Genomic DNA, 21,949 nt, shown 5'->3' with positions numbered 1-21,949 from the left:
TCCCGGATGTTAGCTTGACGCTGAGTCAAGAGGGCAGCCGCTAGGGTGCCGCCTACGCCAAGCACCGCAACGGCGATTGGTACCCACAGAGGGATGGACGCCACGCTTGCTACTCCTCCCTGCCGACGTGACTAGTGCGGAGATCATCCGGGCTGACCGCCTTAGGCAGGCACATCCGCTGCAGAAAGCCCTAAGCCGTAGCGGCCTTCCGCAACTCCCCAACCTCAGCCGACGTCAACTCGAAGAGCTCGTAGAACCACAAGTCGATGGCGGCCTCGAGCTGAGCAATATCGTCCTCAAGGCCCACAAGTATCGGGGCATATTTCTGGAATAGCGCAAGCAGTTGCTCAGTCTGTTGGAAGGACAGCTTGAGCTTCAAAGACTTCGCGAATTCGGCAAAATCGAGGCGCCACCAACTGCCGAGTCGGCTCGGCAGCTTCGAGGCTTGAAGACCAACGGTCAGCAGCGTCCTCACACGGTCGTTCGTTTCGTTTAGCGCCCGGTGCAGCTCCTGAAGCCTTCTTGCCGCGTCGACAAACCGGACCTGTGCGTTAAGGTCGATGTGTTTTATGGGAGTGTTTCTCAAGTTGGGGGCAGAATAAAGAAGATACCCACCCGCCATTCTCAATCCATCAAAAAGGCATTCGAACACGTAGTTGTAAAGAGTTGAATTCAGCCAGCAGAGAACGTACTCCGGTGCAAAATCGTCCGAGAACGAGTGAATGCAGTTTGTGTCAATCGAGGCGTATTCACCGGCGGAATCGTAGAACGCCTCGCAAGTAAGGCCGATCTTCGATACGATAATCTTCGGCGATCTGTACAGATCGAGTCTGCCGTGTCCGAGCAAAGTGGCATCGGCCGGCAACCGCGGCTTCAGAAACTGCTTACCCTGCTTCTTGAAAGGCCGCAGACCCCAATGGTTGGCATAGGGGTCGATGGTTCCAGTGTTGATCAGCTTTAAGCCGGCAGCTTCACCGATGAGTGGCGCAAATTCGTCGGCCTCAGCGGCCGTCGAGGTTGCATTAATCTTGCCTGCAGCGGTCAACAAGACGCACGAGTTGAAAACCTTCTCAGTGAGCGCCAGTTTGTCGTTGAGGAGGAACCCGAGGATCGTATCATTGAGCAGGCTTAGCTTTGAGGACTCCATCTCGTATAGCACGGGCAGCTTTGTCTCTTCGTCGATCTTGCCCGACTTTACAACATATTGTGAGTCAGGTCGTGTGGCGTCGATAAAGGTGATAACGGGATACGTGCTAGCGTCTTCGAATACTCGTTTGTCCGAGTAGTCGATCAGTTGACTGACTCTGAATGTAGAAACCAGCCACTCGCGTAGGGCCCTGCCATACGACGCCGATAGGAAACGATTCGGCGAGATGTAGGCCATCTTCCCGCCGTCTTTGATGACGGTAAGTGCCTTCTCGAAGAAGTAGATGTAGAGGTCAACTGTTCCTACCGACGTTCGGTAGTTCTTCTTGAGGTACTTCCTTTCGTCATTTGATAGGTGCCTGCTCAATTCCAGCGCACTAACGTAGGGCGGGTTTCCAACTACAACATCAAACCCGCCGTCTTCGAATACCTCCGCGAAATCCGCTCGCCAGTCGAACGCCTTCTTCCCTGCTACCACCGGGTCCGCAATCAGACTATTGCCGCACCGGATGTTCCTATCGAGGGCTGTGAGCTTCTGGCCGCGCCGAGCTGTCTTCAGCCAAAGACTCAGCTTTGTGATCTCGACGGATTCCTCGTTTAAGTCGACGCCGAACAAGTTATTGCGGAGAATGAACCTAATATAGTCTTCCGTCCCAAGAAGATCGCCTCCGAGGATGGAGTCGACTCTCCGGTTCTCCGCCAAGAGATAGTCGAAGGCATAAACAAGGAATGCACCAGATCCGCAGGCAGGGTCAAGTACGCGGATCTTCTGCAGGACGGTCTGATACTCAAGATATGCCTGCCGCTCACGACGAGCATAGGTGGTCTCTTGGATCGAGCCCTTAAGTCCGTGCTTCTCCTTGAGGCGTTCTTCGGCTTCCCCCAAGTAGAGGCCAAGAGTGTTATCCACGATATACCGGACAATGTATTCCGGCGTGTAGTAGATCCCACCGCCCTTTCGGGCATTGTCTCGCTGGAGGTCGACTAGCGCTTCACCGGCGGTAGCCTGGGCGACCTTTGCTCGGATCTCCTCTAGATCGGAGATCGACTGTTCAAAGATGTGCCCGAGGATGTTGACGCTGAGATGTTCACTGAAGTCATATCGGCTGAGCTTCGTAACTTGCCGCATCACCTCGTCCGAGATCTGCAGCGCGTTCAGGGCCTGATCTTTGGCAAAGAGGCCGCCGTTGTACCCCTGGGAAATGCCAAGCCTGGCACTTCCTACATCAACCGCGTCGAAGAATCGTGTAAAGGCGCTCCACAAAGTCTCATCGAACGCAGCCTGATCGGCCTGCGCGACCACACGCTCGATGATGTTTTCGGGAAGAAGCCCAGCGTCTTCTGCGAAGCAAGCGAAGACGATCCGGTCAAGAATCTTCTGTCCCTTTTCAATCCCGGTGCCGAAGCTGGCCCGGACCGAAGGATTGTTCCGGTAGATGTCTCTCAGGAGCTCGAGACGAGTTGTCCGGTACTCTTCGTAGAACTTCTTGCCAATGTTCTCCTGCTCGACGCGAAGGTCGATAAGGAGATCCTCCGTCTTTGAGGGGCCTTGCGTGGACGTGAGGTTATCGGCATGCAGCAGAACGTAGAATGACTTAAAATTCAGGTAATCGTCGGCCGGTTCGAGGAGGTCATCGAGCGTCCAACACTCGAAGTCCAACTGATTGTCGTTGTACAGCCGAAGCTCGTAGAAGTTGCTCACGATGACAAACGGGCACCGTCGGTACTGAGTCTTATATTTGAAGCCTTGCTGAACTGGGCTCATATTGCCCTCCCGCCGCTGCGGACGATCGAGCGCAACGGAGGCCCCCTTCAACTCCAAGACCGCTGCAATGTTCCCAGCATCGGTTGAAGCGCCCATGTAACCGAGAACGGCATCGGGGAGTTGGTTCTTGAGGGTCGTAGCTTTAGGTTCGAACGTGTAGGGTGCGGCGGGCTTCTCCCGGTATCCGAGGATACGCATGAAAAAATCCTGGTTGTAGGCCTGCTCGCGGCTCGTCTCCTTATCCTTCTTCAGGCTGCCGCGATGATAGTCCTCGCGCCAAGTCCTTACAATCGCCAAATGCGTCTGGATCTGCTCATTGCTGATGAGCTTCACTGCGTCACGCAGCCTGTTACGACTGAAGAGACTCGCCACGGGGTGAGTGTACTCGGGAGACGTGTCAACCCTGCGCCCGCAACCCCGCGCAATTGTCTCGTTCGCTCTAATTATGCCGAGTCCGCGATCTCAGTTAACTGCAGAAGAGAGACGCGCCATCCCGTGTGCCGTCGACCCGCCCTCCTGGGGAGCGGGCCTCCGCCCGGCCCGCCACGTCAATCGGACCTTGACGCACGTTCGGACGCTGGCGGGTCGGGCGGTGGTCTGCTCGGCTCGCCCGGGTCGATGGCATACGGGGTGGCTACCGCAACCACGCACGGACCCGGCGGCTGCCGACGATCTTCGGCCATCCTGGAGCCGGAGCGCCCCCGCCGGAGGCGAAGTAACCGCAACTCGGCAACCGCCGCTAGGTCGCCGGCTCGGCCCGCGTGCGCTCCCCTGCGCCGCGCGGGCTCGTGGCCGCGCGGCCCGGCCGGCTGCCGGCCCAACCCTTACCGTCAACAGGCTGCCGTTCTGCGGCGGCCCACCGGGCTCCTCGCTTTCCGCGCCAGCCGCCGGGCGTGTTGCGTGGCCGGAGTCGGAGCGCTAGCGCAGCGACGGGCGCGCGCCCTGGCGCGGCGCGTGCGGCCCGCTCAGGGCCGCCTTGAAGACGTACAGAAACTTTGAACCACTTCGCCGGCAGCTCGGCCGGCACCCGAACACGGGATGGCGAGCGGACCGGGTGCCTCCGTACCCTGGCGATATGGCCGACCTCGTCGACACCGCTCGGGAAGTTGCACGACGCCTGCTGGAGACACCGTTGCCCCGTCGATGGAGTCACGTCCAGGCGGTCGCTGCCAAGGCGGACCGGATTAGCGGAGCAGTCCCGAGCGAGGATCGTGAGGTGCTCGTAGCGTCGGCCTGGCTACACGACGTCGGTTACAGCCCTGACCTGGTCGACACCGGCTTTCACTCGCTCGATGGTGGCCGCTGGCTACGCCGTGAGCACTTCAACGAGCGGATTGCCGCCTTGGTCGCTCATCACTCCTGCGCCTGGCTGGAAGCCGACGAGCGCGGGCTCGGTGAGGCCCTGGCCGCCGAGTTCCCTCGGGAGGAAACCGCGGTGACCGACGCTATCTGCTGCGCAGACATGACGACTGGACCGGATGGCCAGGATTTCGAGGTGTTGGACCGGCTAGCGGAGATCCGTTCGCGATACGGGCCGGAGCACCTGGTGACCCGATTCATCGGCCGGGCCGAACCGGAGATGGTCGCTGCCGTGCAGCGGACTCAGCGCCGGCTTTCCGGCGCCCGTCAGCCGATGTAGGGCTCGCGACGTTCCTCGTAGCCGTGGTTGATCCGGAGCATGGTCGACGGGTGGATGCCGAGCGCGGCCAGCTCGTCGCGGGCCACCCACCGGACATCGTGTGACTCCTCGCTTGGCCTCGGTGTGCCGCTGATCGGTTCGGCGCGGAAGCAGAGCGAGAACTGTTGCCGCACCTCGCCGTCCGAGTACTCGATGACGTGGCCGGGGTCGGAGTAGACGCCTACCATCCCGGTCACCTCGACGACGATGCCCGTCTCCTCGTGGGTTTCTCGGGTTGCCGTCTCTGCGACTGATTCGCCGATTTCCTGACCACCGCCGGGCAGGGACCACAGGCCGTTGTCGGTGCGCTGGATTAGTAGCACTCGCTCGTGAGCGTCGTGCACGAAGACGGAGACGGCGACGACGATGCTGTTGGCTTTGGGCGCATCCGGGTCGTGGTAGTGCTCGGTTCTTGCCATGTGTCTAGGCTGCCACTCCGTCGCCGGGCTGAGGCGTTGCGGAGACCAAGACGCGGTCAAAGCTGTCGGAGTAGGTGCGGAACAAGTCGCCACCGTTGAGCTTGCGCAGGTGCATCACAGGCGCGTGTGGTGCCGGGAAGCCGAGGACGTGCATGTTGACCAACATCTCGTCATCGAAACGGTAGATCGAGTTGTACAGGGTCGTGTCGTGGTAGCGCACCTTCGCCTTGGGCGCACTGTCGAGCCGGTTGTAGTACTGCTGAACCTGGCGAATCTTCGCTGCCATGACGCCGGGAGTTCCCTCCTCGACACTTCGCCTGTGGATGGTGGCGCTAGTTGGGTCGCCGAGGAGAATCGTTACCTCGACACCGTCAACAGCCTTTTGGCGAAGAACATCGATAAGCATCGGGTCCTGCTCCACCAGGAAGAGGCCGGCATAGGCCAGGACGTCGATTCGCTTCTCTGCTCGCTCAATTAGTCGACGCCAGAGGTCGTACGGCACGGCTGAGCGCCGGGAGTAGAGCCGGACCAGCTCGCTCTGCCCGATCCTCGACGCCTTTTCTGGGGTCACCGCGTCCGGCCACAGATACGGCACGTCTTCCCGCACCATCGCCGCGATGGCGTGGCGGTGACGGGGGTAAGGCGTTCGGTCCTGCGTGATCCACCGTTCCACGGTCTTAGCGTCGACGCCGATCTTCTCGGCCACTGCGACCGGCGTCAGGCCATTGCGCAGGATGGCATCGCGTAGTCGGTCGTTCGGCATTCAACCCTCCTCAGGGGACGACTGGGGACGCCTACACGGTAACCAAGACGTCCCATAGTCGTCCAGTGCATCGGATGGGCTGTCCCCGAAATAGCGGGAGCCTTATCCGCAGAGGCCACGAGCGACAGTCCACCGGGGACTAGCTCACTACCTGGCCGACGACCCAGGAGGTTTGTTGTGAAGCTGTACGTGGACACCCAGAGCAAGCAGGTCCAGGTGACGAAGGACCCGGAGCCGAAGAACGACCAGAACGGCAATCAGCGGTCGGAGAAGAACACTGGCCGGCTCATGTGGTCGACCCAGGTCTTCGTGCTCGACGAGACTGGCGGCGAGATCATCACCATCACCACGGCGGGTGAGAAGCCGGGCGTGACGGTGGGACAGCTCGTCGCTGTCGAGCAGTTGGAGGCTATTCCGTGGGCGACCAACGGGCGTAACGGCGTCGCGTTCCGTGCGATCTCGCTGAAGCCGAAGGCTGGTAACTCGGCGGCTAAGTAGGTCCCTCGCTCACCAAGCTGCGTGAGCCCTGGTGTCTGAACAACGAAGCGGCCTGACGGTCCGCTGAGCTGAGATCCAAGGTCCGGGAGTGGTTCCGACTCCTACATTCCCGGCCTGGTCATCACCTGCGGTGGTGGCATCCCCGCAAGAGCTGGCGCGGGGTCGGTCCGACTCCTACATCTGCCGACCCCGTGCCCTCCAACTCATCCAACCCAATGTGCTTGGGAGGACTCGTCATGTCCAAGTCTAGCCCCCGCCGGTTCGCCGGCAGGTCAACCGGAACGGTGACGGTCATCGAGGCCAAAGTCCACCGTTCCTCCGCGCGCAACGCCCGCATGGCGTTCATCCTGACGGCGGTCATCGTCGGCCTCCTGTCGGCCGTGGTGGCCGCTTCCTCCATCCACCCGATTCTTGCCGTCTTCGTCGGCGCGTTGATCGGCGTACCGACTGGCGGCCTCGTCTGGCTGCTCGTGCGGATCTGGCCGGTGATCCGGCTGCTGTGGTGGTGGACCCCAGAGACCCTCCTCGGCATCCTGCTGCTCACCGCGTGGGTGCAGCTCGCCAACCACACCCCAACCGTGGTAACCCTGATTGTGGTCGCCCTGGTCGTCGGCGTCCCCGCCGCCATCCGCCCAGTCCGCAAGCAGGTCGTCGCCTGGACCTGGTGCCTCGTGGTGAGGCATCGGCTGCGCGTGTGCTTCGCGCAGTTCATCATCGCCAACCAGTCCGGCAGCCTGCCGCTGATCCTCTGGGCACGTCCCACCCCTGTTGGCGAACGAGTCTGGGTCTACCTGCGCCCTGGCCTGTCCGAGAAGGACCTGGAGGGCCGTCTCGACAAGATCGCGGTCACCTGCCACGCCTCCAACGTGCTCATCGAGCGCGCTTCGGAGAACAACGCCGCCTACCTGCGGTTCGACATCAAGCGGCGTGAGGTGCTGACCGCTCACGTCGGTTCTCCGCTGGTCGACGTGATCGACCCGAGCGCCCCCGTCTCGGCATCGCCTCTGACTGTCCCCACCGCCCTGGACCTGCCGGACGTGACCGCTCCGACGATCACCCTTCCGGCCCAGGGCAAGCCCGACAGCAAGAAGCCGGTCGCAACGACGGCCAACGGCAGCAAGCCCGCGGCTTCTTCCGCGTCGCCCGAAGCGGACGACGTCTCCGACTGGATCTGACCCAACCCAACCGGACGCGAGGAGCCATGGCGGCTCGTTCGTGTGGCTTCTCGCGCCCACAACGCCCAGGAGGGCACTGATGACCACCACGATTCCCACCACTGCTGAGGCGGTGCCGGTGGGTCCTGGCCTGTCGATGTTCGACCCGATCTTCATCGGGATCGACGAGTTCGGCCAACCCGTCTACCTGGACGTCATCTACCGCAACCTGCTCACCGCAGGCGAACCCGGCGGCGGCAAGTCCGGCCTGATCAACAACATCTGCGGCCACGCCGCCCTGTGCGACAACACCCGCCTCGTGCTCTTCGACGCCAAACTTGTCGAACTCGGCCCCTGGCGCGACCTCGCCGACGCGTTCATCGGCCCCGACATCGACCAGGGCATTGACGTCCTGCGTCGCCTCCTGGTCGTCGCCACCAACCGCTACGCCTGGCTCCTCGCGAACCGGCGCCGCAAGCTCGCCGACGGCGACGGCATGTCCGTCATCGTCACCATCATCGATGAACTCGCCATGTTCTCCACGGTGCTCGGCACCAAGGCACAGCAGGAGGAGTTCTCCACCCTCCTGCGAGGGCTCGTCTCCCTCGGCCGGGCCTGCGGCATGCCCGTCATCGCCGCCACCCAGCGCCCGTCGTGGGACATCATCCCCGCCTCGCTGCGGGACCTGTTCGGCTACCGGGCCGCGTTCCGGTGCACCTCGCTGAACAGCTCCAACATCATCCTCGGACAGGGCTGGGCCGAACAGGGCTACACCGCCTCCGACATCTCACCCACCAACCAAGGCGCGGCCTACCTCCTGGCCGAAGGCGGCGTACCCCGCCGCATCAAAGCGGCCTACCTCACCGACACCGACATCTACAACATCGCCGACTACGCCGCCTGGACCCGCCGCCCTGTCGGCACCAGCGCTTCGGCGGTCAACCCCACCGAGTGGGAGATGGCGGCATGACCACCCGCGAGCGCGCCTACGCCAAGGCCAACAACCAACGCGCCGCCCAGTTCACCGAGCTGTGGATCGTCGGCCGTCCCGAGGACATCGCCGTCATGGTCCGTGCCGCGTCTGCCAGCGGCCGACTCGTCTACCTGTCCTCGCCGAGCCCGATGGGCGGCGACGACAACCGCCAACGCCGCTACCTGCGGCTACGCACTCACTGATCGGCCGACAGGACCGGACGACGCCTGGCAGCAACTGCCGGTCCTGCCGACCTCCACCAACAACCCCGAAAGGACGTGGTTGCCATGAAGGCTACCCAAAACCCACCCACATCGATCCAGGTCACACTTGCTGATCTGCTGCGGATGGCTGCCCTCTACCTGCGCCGGCACGGCTGGCACCAGGGCACCTACTACGCCCACAACGCCGACACCCTCACCCCGCCGGCCTGCGCCGCCGGGGCCATCGGCATCGCCTGCGCCGGACACAAGGTGGAGCACTTCTCCCAGCTCGACCCCGACGCCCTCGCCGACTACCTCGCCGCGCTGGGCGTGTTCGTCGACTACCTCGACACCACCGCGCCCGTGTTCTTCATCGACGAGGACGGCTACCTCCTCGACGAGCACACCTCCCCCTACTCCTGGAACGACGACCCGGCCCGCACCGCCGAGCAGGTCATCACCGCCCTCCAGGCGGCTGCCACCGAGTGGGACTCCCTCCGCAAGACGGAAGGGGAGACGCGATGAACACCGTCAAGAAGTCCTTGACATCCGTTCCGCACCAGCGGCGTCGGGACGTCGTCGAGAACGACGCCTTCGCCTCGTTCGCTCGGCGCATCATCCGCGCCCACGGCCGCCGCGTCGCCAGTGGAGACGTCGAAGCCCTCCGCGACCTCATCGCCCTGTCATCGGTCATCGACGGCGCCATCGGAGAGGCCGTGATCGGCCTACGGGCCTTCGGCTACTCCTGGGCTGAAATCGGCTCCCGACTCGGCATCTCCCGCCAAGCCGCCCAACAGCGCTGGGGAGGCCAGTGATGACAGACCTGCGCAGCGTCGACCTCGACAACCTGGCCGAGCGCACCGGCATTCGGGTCGAGTTCTACGACCCGCTCGGCACCCGCTACGGGTTCCCCACCTTTCCCTACCACTGCGCCCCGACCGGCCTGGCCACCCTGCGGCAACTCCGCGCCGCCGGCCTTCGCCCCGGAGGACACGACCCGGTCGCCCAGATCTATTGGCGGCACCGCACCAACCGGCGGGTCGCCTACCTCTACCGCACCGACCTGGCCGCACCCAAGCGCACCGCCACCCCGGCGCAGCGGGAGGCCATCGCCAAAGCCCTGCTCGCCCGCCGCACCTGCCGGCACTGCGAGCAGGTGAAGCCCTACTACATCCCCCGCCGCTACGGCTGCTGCCTCGACTGCCACGGAGGCCACTAATGGCTGCCCTGATCGCCTTCGCCGTCATCCTGCTCATCGGCATCGCCATGGCCTACATGGGCGGCATCCGATGAACCGCGAACCGGCCGGCACCCGCCTTGAGGGCCTGGTCCTGGTCCTCATCCTCATCGTCGTCGGCGGCTCCGCCGGGGCCGCCTCGTTCACCCACGTTCACGACTGGACCATGGCCAACAGCCCCGACAACACCCCGGGATGGTTCGGCTGGGCCAACGCCGTCATCTCCGAACTCGTTCCCATCGCCGCCCTCCTCACCATCCGCCGACGCCGTCGCATCGGCGCTCCTATCGGCTATCCGATGGTCCTGCTCATCGCCGCCGCCGGCCTCTCCCTGGCCGCACAACTCGCGGTTGCCAAACCCGGCCCGTCCGGGTGGCTCCTCTCGGCCGTTCCCGCGCTGGCGTTCATGGCCCTGGTCAAACTCGTCCTCGCCCCCGCACCCACCACGCAACCCATGGCACCGGCTCCTGAGCCAATCGAGCCGATCCGCGTTCAGGCGGCCGAGCAGGTCACCACCGAACCCCCGGCCGCCATCACCCCAGCACCCGAGCCAACCCCGGCCGTCACCGTGCCGGCCTCGGAGCCGGTCGACGTCCCCGCTCACCTGCTGCCTACCGCCCGTTTCGCGGCCGTGCAGCACGAACAGGCCACCGGAGCACCCATCACGCCCGCCGAGCTGGCCGACCGCCTCGACGTCAGCACGGTCATCGCCGGGAAGCTCCTGACCACCATCGGTGGTGTCCGATGACCATCGTCTTGGTCGACATCGAGCAGGTCACCCACACCTGCCCCGCCTACCCCGACGCCCACCCGTTCGACATCCGCCGAACCCTGGTTGACGTCATCCCCGGCGGCCCTTGCCGGGCACCGGTCACCATCCGCTGCGGCGACACCACCGCCCTGATCCCGTGCCGGCGGCACGAACCGGTCAAGCGCCAGTGCGGCGCCTGCCGGGTCATCGTCACCGAACGCACCATCACCACCCGCGACCTCACTGAGGTTCGCGGCTGATGGCCTCGACGCTGGACCTCACACCCCGGACCGTTTTGGCCCGGGGTGTGGGCTCGAACGCCGACACCATCACGCCCGTCTACGACTACACCGCCGAAGGTTCCGCCTTTCACCGTGCCACCCAGCCGGATTACTTCGGGTGGCTGGAACACGTCCGCGCCGCCGCCGGCTGCACCCGACCCATCCGCCTGGCCGGGCACCTCCTCACCGTCGAGCAGGGCACCGGTCGCGTGCTGGACCAGCGGCACACCGACGCCATGCCCGACGCCGCCATCTACACCGCCTGCGGCAACCGCCGCGCCACCGTCTGCCCCGCCTGCGCCCACACCTACCAACGCGACGCCTTCCAACTCCTGCGCGTTGGCCTCATCGGCGGCAAAGGCGTCCCCGACACGGTCACCCAGCACCCGGCCGTGTTCGCCACGTTCACCGCACCCTCGTTCGGGACCGTGCACGCCCGGGCGGTCAAGCGGCACACCTGCGGCAACCGCAAACGCTGCGACTGCCGGCCCGACCCGTGCCACGCCCGCCGCGCCACCGACCCCACCGCCGGCCTCTGCCCCCACGGCCGACCGGCCGTCTGCTGGGCACGCCACGAAACCGGGGACCAAGTGCTCGGACAGCCGTTGTGTCTGGACTGCTACGACCACACCCACCAAGTCGTGTGGAACCTGTTCTCCGGAGAGCTGTGGCACCGCACCAAGCAAGCCGCGGAACGCTGGCTCGCCAAACTCGCCCGCCGCCGGGGCATCCCCCGCGTCCACGTCGTCACCGCCTCCCGCAACATCCGCAGCGTCGCACCGGTTCGGCTGTCGCACGGGAAGGTGGCCGAGTTTCAGGCACGCGGGGCGGTGCACTTCCACGCCCTGGTGCGCCTCGACGGCGTCCACCCTGAGGACTCAACCGCCGTCATCCCTCCGCCGGCCGCGTTCACCGTGGCCGACCTCGACGACGCGATCCGCGCCGCCGTCGGACAGGTCGCCTTCCACACCCCAACCCACCCTGACCAGCCGGGCGGTTGGTCGATCGCTTGGGGTGACCCGGGCAAGGGCCTCGACATCCGACCCATCAGCCTCACCGGAGACGGTGAGGTCACTGACAGCATGGTCGCGGGCTACCTTGCCAAGTACGCCACCAAAAGCACTGAGGTAACCGGGCACCGCTCCGTCAGGCTCGACGCCGATTCGATCGGCGACTACGCCGACCCCGACGGCGACCACACCGCCCGCCTCATCGACGCCTGCTGGCACACCGGCCGACCCACCGGAACACCCGTCCCGCTGTCTCAGCGACCTCGGGACTACCGGCCCACACCCGGCTTCGTCGACCGCTGGGAGTGCCCCGACTGCGGCACCCACACCCGCTACGCCGCCTGCCCTGTCTGCGTCGCCGCGCGTCAAGCCGCCCTTGACGCCCAACCGGCCAGCAGACCACAGGCCACCGATCCCTACGCCCGGCTGCGCCGGTGGGCGCACATGCTCGGCTTTGGCGGCCACTTCCTCACCAAAGCCCGCCGCTACTCCGTCACCTTCCAACTCCTGCGCGACACCCGCGTCACCTTCCGACGCCACGAGCACGAGCACCAGGACCAGGCCGACGAGCAGCCCGGCACCCTCCGCGCCGTCGACCACCTCGACGAGGACGACACGACGCTCATCGTCGGCACCCTCACCTTCGCCGGAGTCGGCTGGCACACCACCGGAGACGCACTCCTCGCCAACACCGCCGCCGCCATGGCACGGGAACGACGAACTACCGGCCGAGAAGAACTCGCCCACGAACTCGCTTCCACCCCCGCCGGCACCGCGCCGGCCGCTGCCTGACGACCGCAAAGGATGACCGTGACTGCGCGAGAGCTTGTCGAAGAACTCTGGTCCGTTGAAGACGTTGCCGCCTTCCTGCGGGTGCCGGTGGAAACCGTCTACCGCTGGCGGAAGGTAAAGTACGGGCCGCCCGCCGCCCGCATCGGCCGGCACCTGCGCTACGACCCGGCAGAAGTCCGCGCCTGGGTCAGAAGCCGGGTGGCCTGATCATGGGCCACATCGAGGATCGCTGGTACCGCACCATCACCGGCGCGAACGGCCGAAACAGGCGCGAGAAGACCGATCGGCACGGCACCGGCAAGCGTTACCGGGTGCGCTACATCGGCCCGGACGGGCGGGAGCGGAGCCAGTCGTTTCCTGATCGCGGCAAGCGGGAAGCGGAAGCCTTCCTCGTGTCGGTCGAGTCTGACAAGCTGCGCGGCGCCTATGTCGACCCGGCGGCCGGCCGGATCACCTTTGGCGAGTACGCCGAGAGCTGGCTCCGTACTCGCAGCTTCGACGAGTCGACCAGAGAGACAACCGAGATCCGGGTGCGCCGGCACCTGCTGCCGTACTTCGGCAACCGCCAGCTCGCCGCCATCAAGCCGGGCCACATCCGCGAATGGGACGCCAGCCTCGTCGGCAAGCTGGCCCCGTCGACCCGGTCCGTGATCTTCGCCCACCTGCGCACCATCCTCGGCGCGGCCGTCGACGACGAGCGCATACCAAAAAATCCGTGCGTCGCTCGGTCGGTCAGCCAACCACGCCCGGTTGAGCGCCGCGTGGTGCCGTGGAAGCTCGATGACATCGCCCTCATCCGGGCCGGCCTGCCTGAGCGCTACCGTGCCGTCGTCGACCTCGGGGCCGGCTGTGGGATGAGACAGGGTGAGGTCTTCGGCCTGACCGTCGACGACATCGACCTCGATGCCGGCTGGCTGCATGTCCAACGTCAGGTCAAGCTGGTCCGTCACCGGCTCGTGTTCGGTCTGCCCAAGAACAACCGGGACCGGCGTGTACCTCTACCCGGATCAGTCGCTGATGCCCTCCGGCAGCACATGAAAGATCACCCGCCGCTGACCATGACCCTCCCGTGGGAAGACCCCACCAGCGCGGAGCAGGTCACCGCCAGCCTGATCCTGACCACCACCCGGCGCAAGCCGATCAACCGTTGCTGGTTCGACGCCAAAGCGTGGCGACCGGCCGTCACGGCGGCCGGCATCGTGCCGTCCAGGTCGACCGGCATGCACGCGCTCCGGCATTTCTACGCCTCGGCCCTGCTAGATGCGGGGGAGAGCGTCAAGGCTCTCGCCTCCTACCTCGGCCACTCCGACCCCGGATTCACCCTCCGGGTGTACACGCACCTGATGCCGGCCAGCGAGGAACGCACCCGCAACGCCATCGATCGACTCTTTCGGCCCAACCCTGCTGACGGCCCCGACACGGCCTGAAGCGGCAGAGCGGTCGCGTTCGCCCAGCTCAGAGCACGTGTACCTATCAGAATCCGGCGTACAGGTCGACTCGTCCGTCGCCCACCAGCTCAGAGCCTCGGTCAAGGCGCTGAGCTGTTCGAGTGCCGATGGGCACGCCGTTGCCCAACATTGACGTTTCGCCCTAGGCGCAGAGATCCTTGCGTGCGGCGTCTAGGAACGCCCCCATTAAGGTCTGCAGCTCGTCGCGCTCAGCTCCCGATGCTATGGCGCTGTAAATCGGTTTAGCGGCCTCCCGCACCTGCTCGCTGCCCAAAAGTCGTATTGTTTGGTCGGCCTCGATAAACTGCTGCCTCGTGCGTACGAACATCTCCACTTTGGCTGGCAGCGTCTTCGCACGTGCCGCTAAAGGGCCGACCACTTCTAACAGAAGATCATTGTCTTTCCGTACCTCGACGGCATCGTCTTTTCTGGACGCATCTATGGGATATCTTTCCGCCGCATTCTTCTCGACTTTCCCCAGCTCCTCTAGGAAGACTCCTAGGAGGGACTTGAAGTGGGGTGCCATGTCGGGGTCGAGGTTAAGCCAAGATTCTCGAGGGAAAAATTCTGGTATGTCGTCCCGGCTCCGATATTTGTATACAAACTCCGTGAGCTGGAAGGCGGATTCGACGAGGAGCAGGAAAGCGTCCTTATAGGCTCTCACGTAATCCGCGTGCAAATATGCAAATTGCTCGAACTGCGAGTAGGCTGTACGCTTTTCGTTAACGAGATGTAGTGACCTCTCGTGTCGGCGTTGTTCCGCGCTGCTTCTTTTTTGAAGCAGGGCGGTCAGTCCAACTGCGCCGAGGGTGCCTGCAATTGATAGCCCGGCGATCGTAATTTCCGTCCACACTTAGTCGCTCCACGCCATCGACGCTCTGCTGCCACAGTAGGATCTGTCCGGCCCTAGAGTCTCACATGGACGCAACAGTGCAACTGAGGTGTCGGCCTGGATGCAGCCAGCCAGGCCTGGCGATGGGATGCTAGCTTCGCCACTGTGGACGTGCTGCTCTTCCCTCTACGAGTCGTCGCTTTGGTTGGGTTCCTAGCGCTTGTGGTTGGGGTAGTTTATCTGGCCACCCAGGTTTTGATCTACCTCGTGCTCAAATATGAGGCCGACGGGGCCTACCGCCTTTGGCTCCTGCCTTTGGGTGACTTCCGCACCCTCGTGACGCTACCGATGCTGTCCGCTATCGTGGCGATATTAGCCAGTGCAGGAGTTAACCTGGTAACGCAGCATGGGAGTCAAGAAGATCTTCTGTCTGGGATGCAATTGATTCTGCTTGGTGTTCTGACGTTACTGCTTTTCGGCTTTACGCTAGCTGCTAGTTATCGTCCGCAGTCGAGTGCGCGGGCGTTGGCTCGGCGGCTTAACAAAATCGCCGCCGGGGTTGATGACCCTTTCGCTTCGCTTGAAAGTGCTCGCCGTCTAAGGGATGAGATTTACCGTCACGCGAAATCAGGCGAGAGGCATCAAGGTTTAGCAGCATCGATGAACTTTCGCCACTGGGTTCACAATAATTTAAATGACAAGGGGTCCGGGACGTTAATTATCGCGGCATATGCAGCGCCGATTGCAGCGATAGTCGTCGTGGTTGGTAAGTTGTTCAGAGTCGGATTTCGCCAGGAGGTGCCGCCTTTCGTTTCATGGTTCTTGGTGGTGGGATGTTTCGGCGGTCTCATTGCGCCCATTTTTCACTTCTCGAACCAACGTAAACGGCGGGAGCTGTTTGGCAGATTCCTCGCGAATGAGTCTCATCTGATTCTTGTAAAAATTGATCGTTTGAATAGATGGAATGAAGGCTTACGGGTCGAATGCCCGAATTGCGATGTAAGTGCGAGTCGCAAGCGTCGTGCCCGAGCGCGTTCGCGCAGCATGGGCGGAAGATCAAGGCGGAAACGCTGAGGGGGCTTCGATTCGATGACTCCGCCATCCGTCAAAGGGGATGGATGAACGTCTGAATTAGGCGTCAAGCGTGACAGTCGGGAGCGGCAGCGGCAGTCGGGCGCCCGAGTTGGTTGCAGGGGCGACTTGATCGGCGTACCAGAAGGTCCTTCCACACCCAGGCACGCGCTTCGTGGCGGTGGGCGTCGCCTCGATTACCTCGGCTGGGCGAGCTGCGCTACGAACGCCTGCCAAGCCCTCGGACCGAAGGTCAAGGCCGGGCCGGCGGGGTCCTTGCTGTCCCGGACGCCGATCACCCCGGGCAGGTTGTCAGCGACCTCGACGCAGTTGCCCCCGGACGATCCGCTGCGCCGGGACTTGCGCCAGATGGCGTTAGTGAGGTCCATGATGGCTGTGCACTTCCTTCATCAGCTCGTTGGATTGTCGGCGCGGGAGCGCTTCGTTCCGCACGTTCTCCCACCTCGCCTGAAGAGTATGTAGCCCATCTTCGTTGTCGACCACGATCCCGCCCAGCTGATTTTCGAGGTGCCCGACCCAGGCCCCGTCACCGGCCCGCGCCAGCGCGAACGGCCCGGACAGCCCGATATGGAGCCCAGCGCCCGCCGGGATCACGTGCACGTGAACGTGCGGCAGCTCGGCGACGGTGATGAGGTGGGCGACCTGCTCGGCCATGATGCCGGCGTGCTCGTCGCCCGCGCGGCGGAGCGTGGACTCGTCCAGCACTGCTACCACCTGCGGTGGGGTGTCACCGGTGAGGATCTTGTGTCGGCTCATCCGGGCGCTTACCTGCTGGTCTACCTCGGTGGCCGACATGAGGTCGTTCAACCGCATCACGACGCGCGCGTAGTTCTCGGTCTGGAGTAGGCCCGGGATCAGCAGTGGCTCGAAGAGACGAAGCTGTCGCGCCCCGCGCTCGGCGTCCAGCCACGGCAGAAACCACGACGGTGCGCCGAGTTTCACCACCAGGCGTCCGAACAGCCCGTCGTTGTTGAAGGCGCGGTCCGCTCCGCGAATGAAGTCCATTGTCAGCGCTCGGGTGCCGCTCTCCACGGCGCTGACGTGTGAGGCGCTGAAGCCCGCTGCCCGGCCGAACGAATCTTGCGTCATCCCGGACGCCCCGCGAGCGCGGCGGATCTCGCTCACGATGAAGTCCGCGAGGGGACTCGGTACGTCAGCCACGCAACGCTCCTCAAATCGGAGATCAACTACCCGAGGTGCCCCACACCGCACGCCTGTTCTGCCAGCTCCGGCCCGGCCACCTGGAACACCTTCCGAGCGTAGTGGTCTCCACAGCAGAGTGTCACCAGGCGGCGCGGCTGGCAGGCCCACGAGATCCGGTGGTCGCGTTCGCAGCGGGGCCGCTTCCGACGGGCGAGCACTCACGGGAGCGGCCCCTTCCCAGCGGCACCAAGGGGAAGACCGTGCCCGACGACAAGCCCGAGAAGATGAAAGCCGGCGATGTCATCCACCTGACCACCGCGGCGAGCGTGCAGTTTCTGCGCCCGATCTTCGTACGCGTCATCCGCGAGTTGCCCGAGCGGCACACGTACCACGGTTGGGTCTGGATTGAGGGTTACCAGCTGAACGCGGCGGGCGACGCGGTCGCGCACCGCGAGTTGTACGTGCGGCGGGCGGGCGTGCGGATGCAGGCCCTGCCGACCAGACGCCCGCGACGTGCGGTGCGGGTCGGATGATCCCGCACCTGCCGATGCGCCCGGCGTGGCTGTGCCGCAACTGCGCCGCGCCCTGGCCGTGTGGCCCGGCCCAGCTCGCGCTCGTGACCGAGTTCTACGGTCATTCGATCGCGTTGGCGTTCTACCTGGCCGCGTCGATGCAGGAGGCAACCGACGACATGTACGGCCTGGGGCTGCGCCCGGACCTGCCCGCGCTGCACGCCAGGTTCCTCGGCTGGTTGTCGCGGGCCCGCCGATCCCACCGACGTTGAACCAAAAGATGCCGGCCGGGCGGGTTGCCCCACCCGGCCGGCGTTCGGATCGCTGAAACGTCAGTGCTTCTTGAACACCGGCATGGTGTCCAGCGTGGTGGTGATGTTCTGCGTGGTGCCGCCCCGGTACGTCTTCCCGGTGAAGATGTCCGTCCAGTTGTTGCCCGGCGGGAACCACACCGACGTGGTGGCGGTGGTGCCGGGCGTCGTCACGGGTGCCACCAGGTAGTCCGGGCCGTAGAGGTACTGGGACCCGGCGGTGGCGTACGCGGCCTGTTCGTTCGGGTACGCGAGGTACATCGAGCGGACGATGGGCGTACCCGTGCGGGTGGCTTCCTTGGCGGCGGCGTAGGTGTACAGCTGCAGTTCCTTACGCAGGTTGAGGAACTTCTTGGCCGACTTGTTGGCCTCCGGGCCGTACTGCCAGGGCAGCCGGTCGCTGTGGTTCGAGTGCAGCCGGTCGATGGGCTGGAACGTGCCGAACTGGACCCACCGGGCGTAGAGGTCGTCGGGCAGCTTGGTGCTGCCCGGTTCGCTGCCCGGCTCCTGGAGGCCGCCGGTGTGTCCGCCGATGTCGTGGCTGACCGCGGCGAGCCCGGTCGCTGCCGACTCGCCCGGCGTATAGCCGACCTCCATCTGAAGGGTCGACCAGTCGGAGGTGGTGTCGCCGGTGAAGTGCAGGGTGGTGCGCTTGTCGGCCCACGGACCGGTCGACACCGGGGTCGGGCTGCTGTAGCCGCCGGCCTGCAACGAGCCGTACGCCCGGGAGAAGGCGAAGCCGGTCTTGTCGGCGTACTGCTGGTTGATCCACGCGTCACCGGTCACGCCGGCGAGCGACGACTTCGTGTTGTCGCAGCACCAGTCCAGCCACCACAGGTCCGGGCCCTTGCTGCCCTTCGGGATCATCCCGTCGTGCAGCTGCATGTACGCAGTGAGCTGGTCCGGGTCGCCGAAGTCGAACGCGTAGCAGTCGGGGCCGCCGTTGCAGCCGACGCGCTGGAGCTTGCCCTTCGCGGTGGCCTGCGCCTGCGCGAACTTCGGGTCCGAGCCGAGGATGCTGGGGTGGATGTTGATGCCGGTGTGCAGGCCCTGCTTCTTCGCCCAGTCGAAGAACGCCTTCGGGTCGGGGATCCGGGTGGGGTCGATGCTCCAGCCGTTCCACTTGTCCGGCGCCTTGACGTCCGTGTCGAGAACAAGAACATCCATGGGTACGCCTTCGGCCTTCGCCCGGGCCACCAGCTCCTGGAATTCGCCGGCGGTGCGGTCGTAGTACTCGGAGTACCACACCCCGTACGCCCACTTCGGCAGCAGTTTCGTGGGCCCGGTCAGGGTCGACAGGTCCTTCAGTCCACGGGTGAAGTCCTGCCCGTACGCGAAGACGTAGCCGTCCTGCTCGGGCGCCGGCCGGGGCTTGGTGGTGCTCAGGGCCGAAGCCGAGTCGTCGAGCAGGTACCAGCCGTCCTGGTAGAGCAGGCCCGGGGCGGTGAGCGCGGAACCGGTCACGCCGTCCAGGCCCCGGCGGTAGCCGCCGAGCGGCGCGTGCGGGGCGAGCAGCGGGGAGCCCTTGCTCGTGACGGCGACCGTGTCGACGTTGACGTTGCAACTGGCGTCCGTGGGGCAGCCGAGCGTCACGGTGTTGGTGCCTCGGTCGAGGTGGACCGGCACGGAAACGGTGTTCCAGTAGTCCCACCCGCTGGTCGACGGAAGGGTCGCCGTGACCGGTGCCGCCGTTCCCGCGGTGACCGACATGGTGCGCGTCTGGCTCGGTTGGGTGCCGGCCTGACCGTTGGCGTAGCGGATCTGCACCTGGTAGTCACCGGCGGACGGAACATCCGTGACGGTGAGCGCGGCGGCGGACGTGGTGCTCTCCAGGCCGGCCAGGAATCCCGTACCGGATGCGCCGTTGTGGTCGTTCGCGGGCCTCGCGCCGCCGGTCAGCGCGCCGGTCTCGGCTTCTCCCAGCGTGCCGAACCGCAGAGGTTGCGGCTGGGGCGGGGTCGGTGCCGGGAACGCATCACCCGGGTTGACCACCGCGAGGCTGTCGACGTTCACGTTGCCGGAGTCGTCGGTACCCCGCACGACGCTGATCTCGTGCCGGCCGGCGGTGAGGTCGACCGGCACGGTGGCCAGGCCCCAGGTGTCCCAGTTGGCGGTGGGCGGCAGCGTCAGCGTGTGGCCGGCGTCGCCGTCGACCTGGACCGTGAGGGTGCGGTCCACGTTCTGGCCGTCGCCGCCGGTGCTGTTGGCATAGCGGACGGTGAGCTGCTTCGTGCCGGCCGCCGGGGCGTCGAGCGCGAAGGTGACCGAGTCGCCGGACGCGGCGAAGCCGGCCGCGAAACCACGCCCGGTGTACCCCTTGTGGTCGGTGGCCACGCCGGGGCCGTTGAGCTGTAGCGATTCGGCCTCGCAGAGCGCGCCGAACGCGCAGGCCGGGGCGGTGTGGCCGGCCCACGGCTGGCCCTGCACGGTCTGCTTGCCGGCCTTGAGCTGCACGGTGAGGTTGTCGGCGGTGAACGCGCCCGAGCCGACCCGGTACCGCACCGTCATCGCGCCGGTGTCGATGGTGAGCCAGCCGTGGTCGACGCGCTTCGTGAAACGCGTCCGGGGGAAATCATCGCGCCCGACGGCGTTGAAGGTGGCGGCGTCGGTGAACCTGCCGTCCTTCTGGTACTCGGTGCGGATCAGCGTCGGGGACAGCACCTCGAAGCGGGCGTCACCCGAGCGTACGGCGTTGTCCTGCGCCCGGTGGCGGCTCGCCTGGGCCGGCGCGGACGGGGCGAGCGCCAGCCCCGTGATGAGGATTCCGGCTGCGGCGGCTGCTGTCGCGCGGCGACGGTGTGAGTTCCGATAGAGCAAGATGCGCTCCTCGTCTCATATGGAGGAAATGAGTCGATGACAACGCTGTCACTCGCTCGAAACGCATGTCAACGGGCCTCGGAGGGTGTCCCTTCTCTCTTTCGTTCACCTGCCGTACTCATCCGGCAGGCGTCCGCTGCGCACTGTGACGTAGGCCCGCGCGACCACCAGTTCAGGCGTACGGAGTCCAGGGCTCGGGCTGTTCGGCGTCCCAGCCCAGCTTCTCGAGTGCCCGCAGGACCGCGCCGACGCGGGGGGTCCAGAAGAGCAGGACCTGGTCGCGCTCCTCGACCTCGAAGGCGACGGCGGTCGCCGGCAGCGGGAACCGCCGGTGAAACGGATGGTGCGCCGCCGCGGCGACGTAGAAGTGCTCCAGGGTGTCCGACCTGGTACGTGACGTGAAGGTCACCGTGCTGTCGTCGGCGTGCAGCTTCACCGTCGGCCAGGCCATTCGTCGGGCAGCCCTGAGCGTGTCGCCCTGGGTGAAGGCGAGGCGGTCAACGTAGGTGAGCCAGCCGCGCGTATCGAAGGTCTCCGAAACCATCGCTGGATGGTACGGCGGGCATGAGGGCCTGGGCCCGGCGGTGGCAACTACCAGATGTGCGCGCGTTCGTCGATGAACCGAGGCGGCTCGCCGAGGAAGGTGTCAGCCGGAACGTCACCATGGGCCAGGTTGAGCGTGTCCAGACGGTATGTCGTGGCGCCGCCATTCATCCCGGCGAAGCGGTAGTTGATGTGCCAGCGCAGCCATTCGCCGCGGGCGAGTCGCACGGTGGGCGGCCGGCGGTGGCGGCGCGGCGCGCCCCATGCCGCCGCGAGCAATTCAACCTGGAGTTGGTCAGCTGCCAGTTGGAGGCGCACGTCGCTCCGGTACGGAGGGTGTGTCAGTTCCTCGCGAGGCTCGAACCCCACGGCCTCCGAAATCTTGATCTCCTGAACGAACGGCACCGCCCGTGCCGGCAGGACGAACGACACCGGCACGGCGTTACGCCGGGTCGCCTCGGCTCCGCCGCGTGAACGCTTGGTCCATGACGTACGGACCCACTGCACCACGGCATCCACAGGGCGATGCTCGGTCGCTAGAGGTTCTGACGCAACCCAGATTCGCCCTGCCACTCGGCTTT

At 65.2% G+C, this 21,949-nt stretch carries 25 protein-coding genes; 16 read left to right on the top strand and 9 right to left on the bottom strand.

Annotated features, from left to right (window positions below):
* Positions 1–190 precede the first annotated feature (190 nt).
* A complete protein-coding gene (locus AB0B48_RS02080) occupies positions 191–3,283 on the bottom strand; it encodes a DNA methyltransferase (RefSeq protein WP_357194592.1) in 3,093 nt (1,030 codons plus the stop codon).
* 703 nt (positions 3,284–3,986) lie between these two features.
* Here AB0B48_RS02080 and AB0B48_RS02075 point away from each other — a divergent pair.
* A complete protein-coding gene (locus AB0B48_RS02075; RefSeq protein ID WP_334628862.1) occupies positions 3,987–4,550 on the top strand; it encodes an HD domain-containing protein in 564 nt (187 codons plus the stop codon).
* Here AB0B48_RS02075 and AB0B48_RS02070 read toward each other — a convergent pair.
* Both AB0B48_RS02070 and AB0B48_RS02065 read right to left on the bottom strand, forming a co-directional pair.
* Positions 4,538–5,008, bottom strand: a complete 471-nt coding sequence (locus AB0B48_RS02070) for an NUDIX domain-containing protein (protein WP_357194587.1) — start codon at positions 5,006–5,008, stop codon at positions 4,538–4,540. The genes AB0B48_RS02075 and AB0B48_RS02070 overlap by 13 nt on opposite strands.
* 4 nt (positions 5,009–5,012) lie before the next feature.
* Entirely contained in the window at positions 5,013–5,771 is a 759-nt protein-coding gene (locus AB0B48_RS02065; protein WP_357194584.1) for an XRE family transcriptional regulator, read from the bottom strand.
* A gap of 177 nt (positions 5,772–5,948) precedes the next feature.
* Between AB0B48_RS02065 and AB0B48_RS02060 the strand changes: the two genes are divergently transcribed.
* The 12 genes from AB0B48_RS02060 (at position 5,949) to AB0B48_RS02005 (ending at position 14,097) form a co-directional block, all read left to right on the top strand.
* Entirely contained in the window at positions 5,949–6,269 is a 321-nt protein-coding gene (locus AB0B48_RS02060; protein WP_089021118.1) for a hypothetical protein, read from the top strand.
* Between the two features lie 236 nt (positions 6,270–6,505).
* Positions 6,506–7,444 (top strand): hypothetical protein, encoded by a 939-nt coding sequence (locus AB0B48_RS02055; protein WP_357194675.1) that lies wholly within the window; start codon positions 6,506–6,508, stop codon positions 7,442–7,444.
* Positions 7,445–7,523: 79 nt separating this feature from the next.
* On the top strand, positions 7,524–8,393 hold the full coding sequence (locus AB0B48_RS02050) for an FtsK/SpoIIIE domain-containing protein (protein ID WP_357194581.1): 870 nt from the start codon (positions 7,524–7,526) through the stop codon (positions 8,391–8,393).
* On the top strand, positions 8,390–8,599 hold the full coding sequence (locus tag AB0B48_RS02045; protein ID WP_355501501.1) for a hypothetical protein: 210 nt from the start codon (positions 8,390–8,392) through the stop codon (positions 8,597–8,599). The genes AB0B48_RS02050 and AB0B48_RS02045 overlap by 4 nt, the downstream gene beginning before the upstream one ends.
* 84 nt (positions 8,600–8,683) lie before the next feature.
* Positions 8,684–9,124, top strand: a complete 441-nt coding sequence (locus tag AB0B48_RS02040) for a hypothetical protein (protein ID WP_357194577.1) — start codon at positions 8,684–8,686, stop codon at positions 9,122–9,124.
* The gene (locus tag AB0B48_RS02035; RefSeq protein ID WP_357194575.1) at positions 9,121–9,414 is read left to right on the top strand and encodes a hypothetical protein; all 294 of its coding nucleotides are present in this window, start codon (positions 9,121–9,123) and stop codon (positions 9,412–9,414) included. Before AB0B48_RS02040 ends, AB0B48_RS02035 begins: the two co-directional genes overlap by 4 nt.
* Entirely contained in the window at positions 9,414–9,818 is a 405-nt protein-coding gene (locus tag AB0B48_RS02030; protein WP_357194572.1) for an RRQRL motif-containing zinc-binding protein, read from the top strand. Before AB0B48_RS02035 ends, AB0B48_RS02030 begins: the two co-directional genes overlap by 1 nt.
* Positions 9,819–9,888: 70 nt before the next feature.
* Positions 9,889–10,584 (top strand): hypothetical protein, encoded by a 696-nt coding sequence (locus AB0B48_RS02025; RefSeq protein WP_357194570.1) that lies wholly within the window; start codon positions 9,889–9,891, stop codon positions 10,582–10,584.
* Positions 10,581–10,847 carry a hypothetical protein gene (locus tag AB0B48_RS02020; protein ID WP_357194567.1) on the top strand — a complete coding sequence of 89 codons (267 nt, stop codon included), beginning with the start codon at positions 10,581–10,583 and terminating at the stop codon, positions 10,845–10,847. The genes AB0B48_RS02025 and AB0B48_RS02020 overlap by 4 nt, the downstream gene beginning before the upstream one ends.
* Positions 10,847–12,670, top strand: coding sequence for a replication initiator (locus tag AB0B48_RS02015; RefSeq protein ID WP_357194564.1), 1,824 nt, complete (start codon positions 10,847–10,849; stop codon positions 12,668–12,670). Before AB0B48_RS02020 ends, AB0B48_RS02015 begins: the two co-directional genes overlap by 1 nt.
* Before the next feature lie 12 nt (positions 12,671–12,682).
* Complete coding sequence (locus tag AB0B48_RS02010) at positions 12,683–12,877, top strand: helix-turn-helix domain-containing protein (protein WP_357194561.1); 195 nt, start codon at positions 12,683–12,685, stop codon at positions 12,875–12,877.
* Between the two features lie 2 nt (positions 12,878–12,879).
* Complete coding sequence (locus AB0B48_RS02005) at positions 12,880–14,097, top strand: site-specific integrase (protein ID WP_357194557.1); 1,218 nt, start codon at positions 12,880–12,882, stop codon at positions 14,095–14,097.
* Positions 14,098–14,260: 163 nt separating this feature from the next.
* Here the strand turns inward: AB0B48_RS02005 and AB0B48_RS02000 are convergent, their stop codons facing one another.
* Positions 14,261–14,971, bottom strand: coding sequence for a hypothetical protein (locus AB0B48_RS02000; protein ID WP_357194554.1), 711 nt, complete (start codon positions 14,969–14,971; stop codon positions 14,261–14,263).
* Between the two features lie 144 nt (positions 14,972–15,115).
* On the opposite strand from AB0B48_RS02000, the gene AB0B48_RS01995 reads away from it, so the two are divergent.
* Entirely contained in the window at positions 15,116–16,024 is a 909-nt protein-coding gene (locus AB0B48_RS01995; protein WP_357194551.1) for a hypothetical protein, read from the top strand.
* Positions 16,025–16,218: 194 nt separating this feature from the next.
* Here AB0B48_RS01995 and AB0B48_RS01990 read toward each other — a convergent pair whose 3' ends face one another.
* Entirely contained in the window at positions 16,219–16,410 is a 192-nt protein-coding gene (locus tag AB0B48_RS01990; protein ID WP_357194548.1) for a DUF397 domain-containing protein, read from the bottom strand.
* Positions 16,397–17,203: a helix-turn-helix transcriptional regulator gene (locus AB0B48_RS01985; protein WP_357194545.1), complete on the bottom strand. Its 807-nt coding sequence runs from the start codon at positions 17,201–17,203 to the stop codon at positions 16,397–16,399. The genes AB0B48_RS01990 and AB0B48_RS01985 overlap by 14 nt, the downstream gene beginning before the upstream one ends.
* A 242-nt stretch (positions 17,204–17,445) precedes the next feature.
* Between AB0B48_RS01985 and AB0B48_RS01980 the strand changes: the two genes are divergently transcribed.
* Complete coding sequence (locus AB0B48_RS01980; RefSeq protein WP_357194542.1) at positions 17,446–17,718, top strand: hypothetical protein; 273 nt, start codon at positions 17,446–17,448, stop codon at positions 17,716–17,718.
* Complete coding sequence (locus AB0B48_RS01975; RefSeq protein ID WP_357194540.1) at positions 17,715–17,969, top strand: hypothetical protein; 255 nt, start codon at positions 17,715–17,717, stop codon at positions 17,967–17,969. The genes AB0B48_RS01980 and AB0B48_RS01975 overlap by 4 nt, the downstream gene beginning before the upstream one ends.
* A gap of 60 nt (positions 17,970–18,029) precedes the next feature.
* Here the strand turns inward: AB0B48_RS01975 and AB0B48_RS01970 are convergent, their stop codons facing one another.
* From AB0B48_RS01970 to AB0B48_RS01960, 3 genes are all read right to left on the bottom strand, one after another.
* On the bottom strand, positions 18,030–20,825 hold the full coding sequence (locus tag AB0B48_RS01970; protein ID WP_357194537.1) for a TIM-barrel domain-containing protein: 2,796 nt from the start codon (positions 20,823–20,825) through the stop codon (positions 18,030–18,032).
* A 172-nt stretch (positions 20,826–20,997) separates the two neighbouring features.
* Positions 20,998–21,369 (bottom strand): hypothetical protein, encoded by a 372-nt coding sequence (locus tag AB0B48_RS01965; RefSeq protein WP_357194534.1) that lies wholly within the window; start codon positions 21,367–21,369, stop codon positions 20,998–21,000.
* Between the two features lie 47 nt (positions 21,370–21,416).
* Positions 21,417–21,887, bottom strand: a complete 471-nt coding sequence (locus AB0B48_RS01960; protein ID WP_357194531.1) for a hypothetical protein — start codon at positions 21,885–21,887, stop codon at positions 21,417–21,419.
* Positions 21,888–21,949 lie beyond the last annotated feature (62 nt).

Origin of the sequence: Micromonospora sp. NPDC049089 (assembly GCF_040648775.1) — a bacterium.
In the GTDB taxonomy this organism is placed as follows: domain Bacteria; phylum Actinomycetota; class Actinomycetes; order Mycobacteriales; family Micromonosporaceae; genus Micromonospora.
The sequence above is the reverse complement of the archived record's forward strand: the minus strand, read 5'-3'. Positions and strand labels throughout refer to the sequence as shown.

Coding starts and splice junctions, on each gene's coding strand:
- AB0B48_RS02075 (WP_334628862.1), top strand. CDS start 3,987: ATGGCCGACCTCGTCGACACCGCTCGGGAAGTTGCACGACGCCTGCTG.
- AB0B48_RS02070 (WP_357194587.1), bottom strand. CDS start 5,008: ATGGCAAGAACCGAGCACTACCACGACCCGGATGCGCCCAAAGCCAAC.
- AB0B48_RS02065 (WP_357194584.1), bottom strand. CDS start 5,771: ATGCCGAACGACCGACTACGCGATGCCATCCTGCGCAATGGCCTGACG.
- AB0B48_RS02055 (WP_357194675.1), top strand. CDS start 6,506: ATGTCCAAGTCTAGCCCCCGCCGGTTCGCCGGCAGGTCAACCGGAACG.
- AB0B48_RS02050 (WP_357194581.1), top strand. CDS start 7,524: ATGACCACCACGATTCCCACCACTGCTGAGGCGGTGCCGGTGGGTCCT.
- AB0B48_RS02045 (WP_355501501.1), top strand. CDS start 8,390: ATGACCACCCGCGAGCGCGCCTACGCCAAGGCCAACAACCAACGCGCC.
- AB0B48_RS02040 (WP_357194577.1), top strand. CDS start 8,684: ATGAAGGCTACCCAAAACCCACCCACATCGATCCAGGTCACACTTGCT.
- AB0B48_RS02035 (WP_357194575.1), top strand. CDS start 9,121: ATGAACACCGTCAAGAAGTCCTTGACATCCGTTCCGCACCAGCGGCGT.
- AB0B48_RS02030 (WP_357194572.1), top strand. CDS start 9,414: ATGACAGACCTGCGCAGCGTCGACCTCGACAACCTGGCCGAGCGCACC.
- AB0B48_RS02025 (WP_357194570.1), top strand. CDS start 9,889: ATGAACCGCGAACCGGCCGGCACCCGCCTTGAGGGCCTGGTCCTGGTC.
- AB0B48_RS02020 (WP_357194567.1), top strand. CDS start 10,581: ATGACCATCGTCTTGGTCGACATCGAGCAGGTCACCCACACCTGCCCC.
- AB0B48_RS02015 (WP_357194564.1), top strand. CDS start 10,847: ATGGCCTCGACGCTGGACCTCACACCCCGGACCGTTTTGGCCCGGGGT.
- AB0B48_RS02010 (WP_357194561.1), top strand. CDS start 12,683: ATGACCGTGACTGCGCGAGAGCTTGTCGAAGAACTCTGGTCCGTTGAA.
- AB0B48_RS02005 (WP_357194557.1), top strand. CDS start 12,880: ATGGGCCACATCGAGGATCGCTGGTACCGCACCATCACCGGCGCGAAC.
- AB0B48_RS01990 (WP_357194548.1), bottom strand. CDS start 16,410: ATGGACCTCACTAACGCCATCTGGCGCAAGTCCCGGCGCAGCGGATCG.
- AB0B48_RS01975 (WP_357194540.1), top strand. CDS start 17,715: ATGATCCCGCACCTGCCGATGCGCCCGGCGTGGCTGTGCCGCAACTGC.
- AB0B48_RS01965 (WP_357194534.1), bottom strand. CDS start 21,369: ATGGTTTCGGAGACCTTCGATACGCGCGGCTGGCTCACCTACGTTGAC.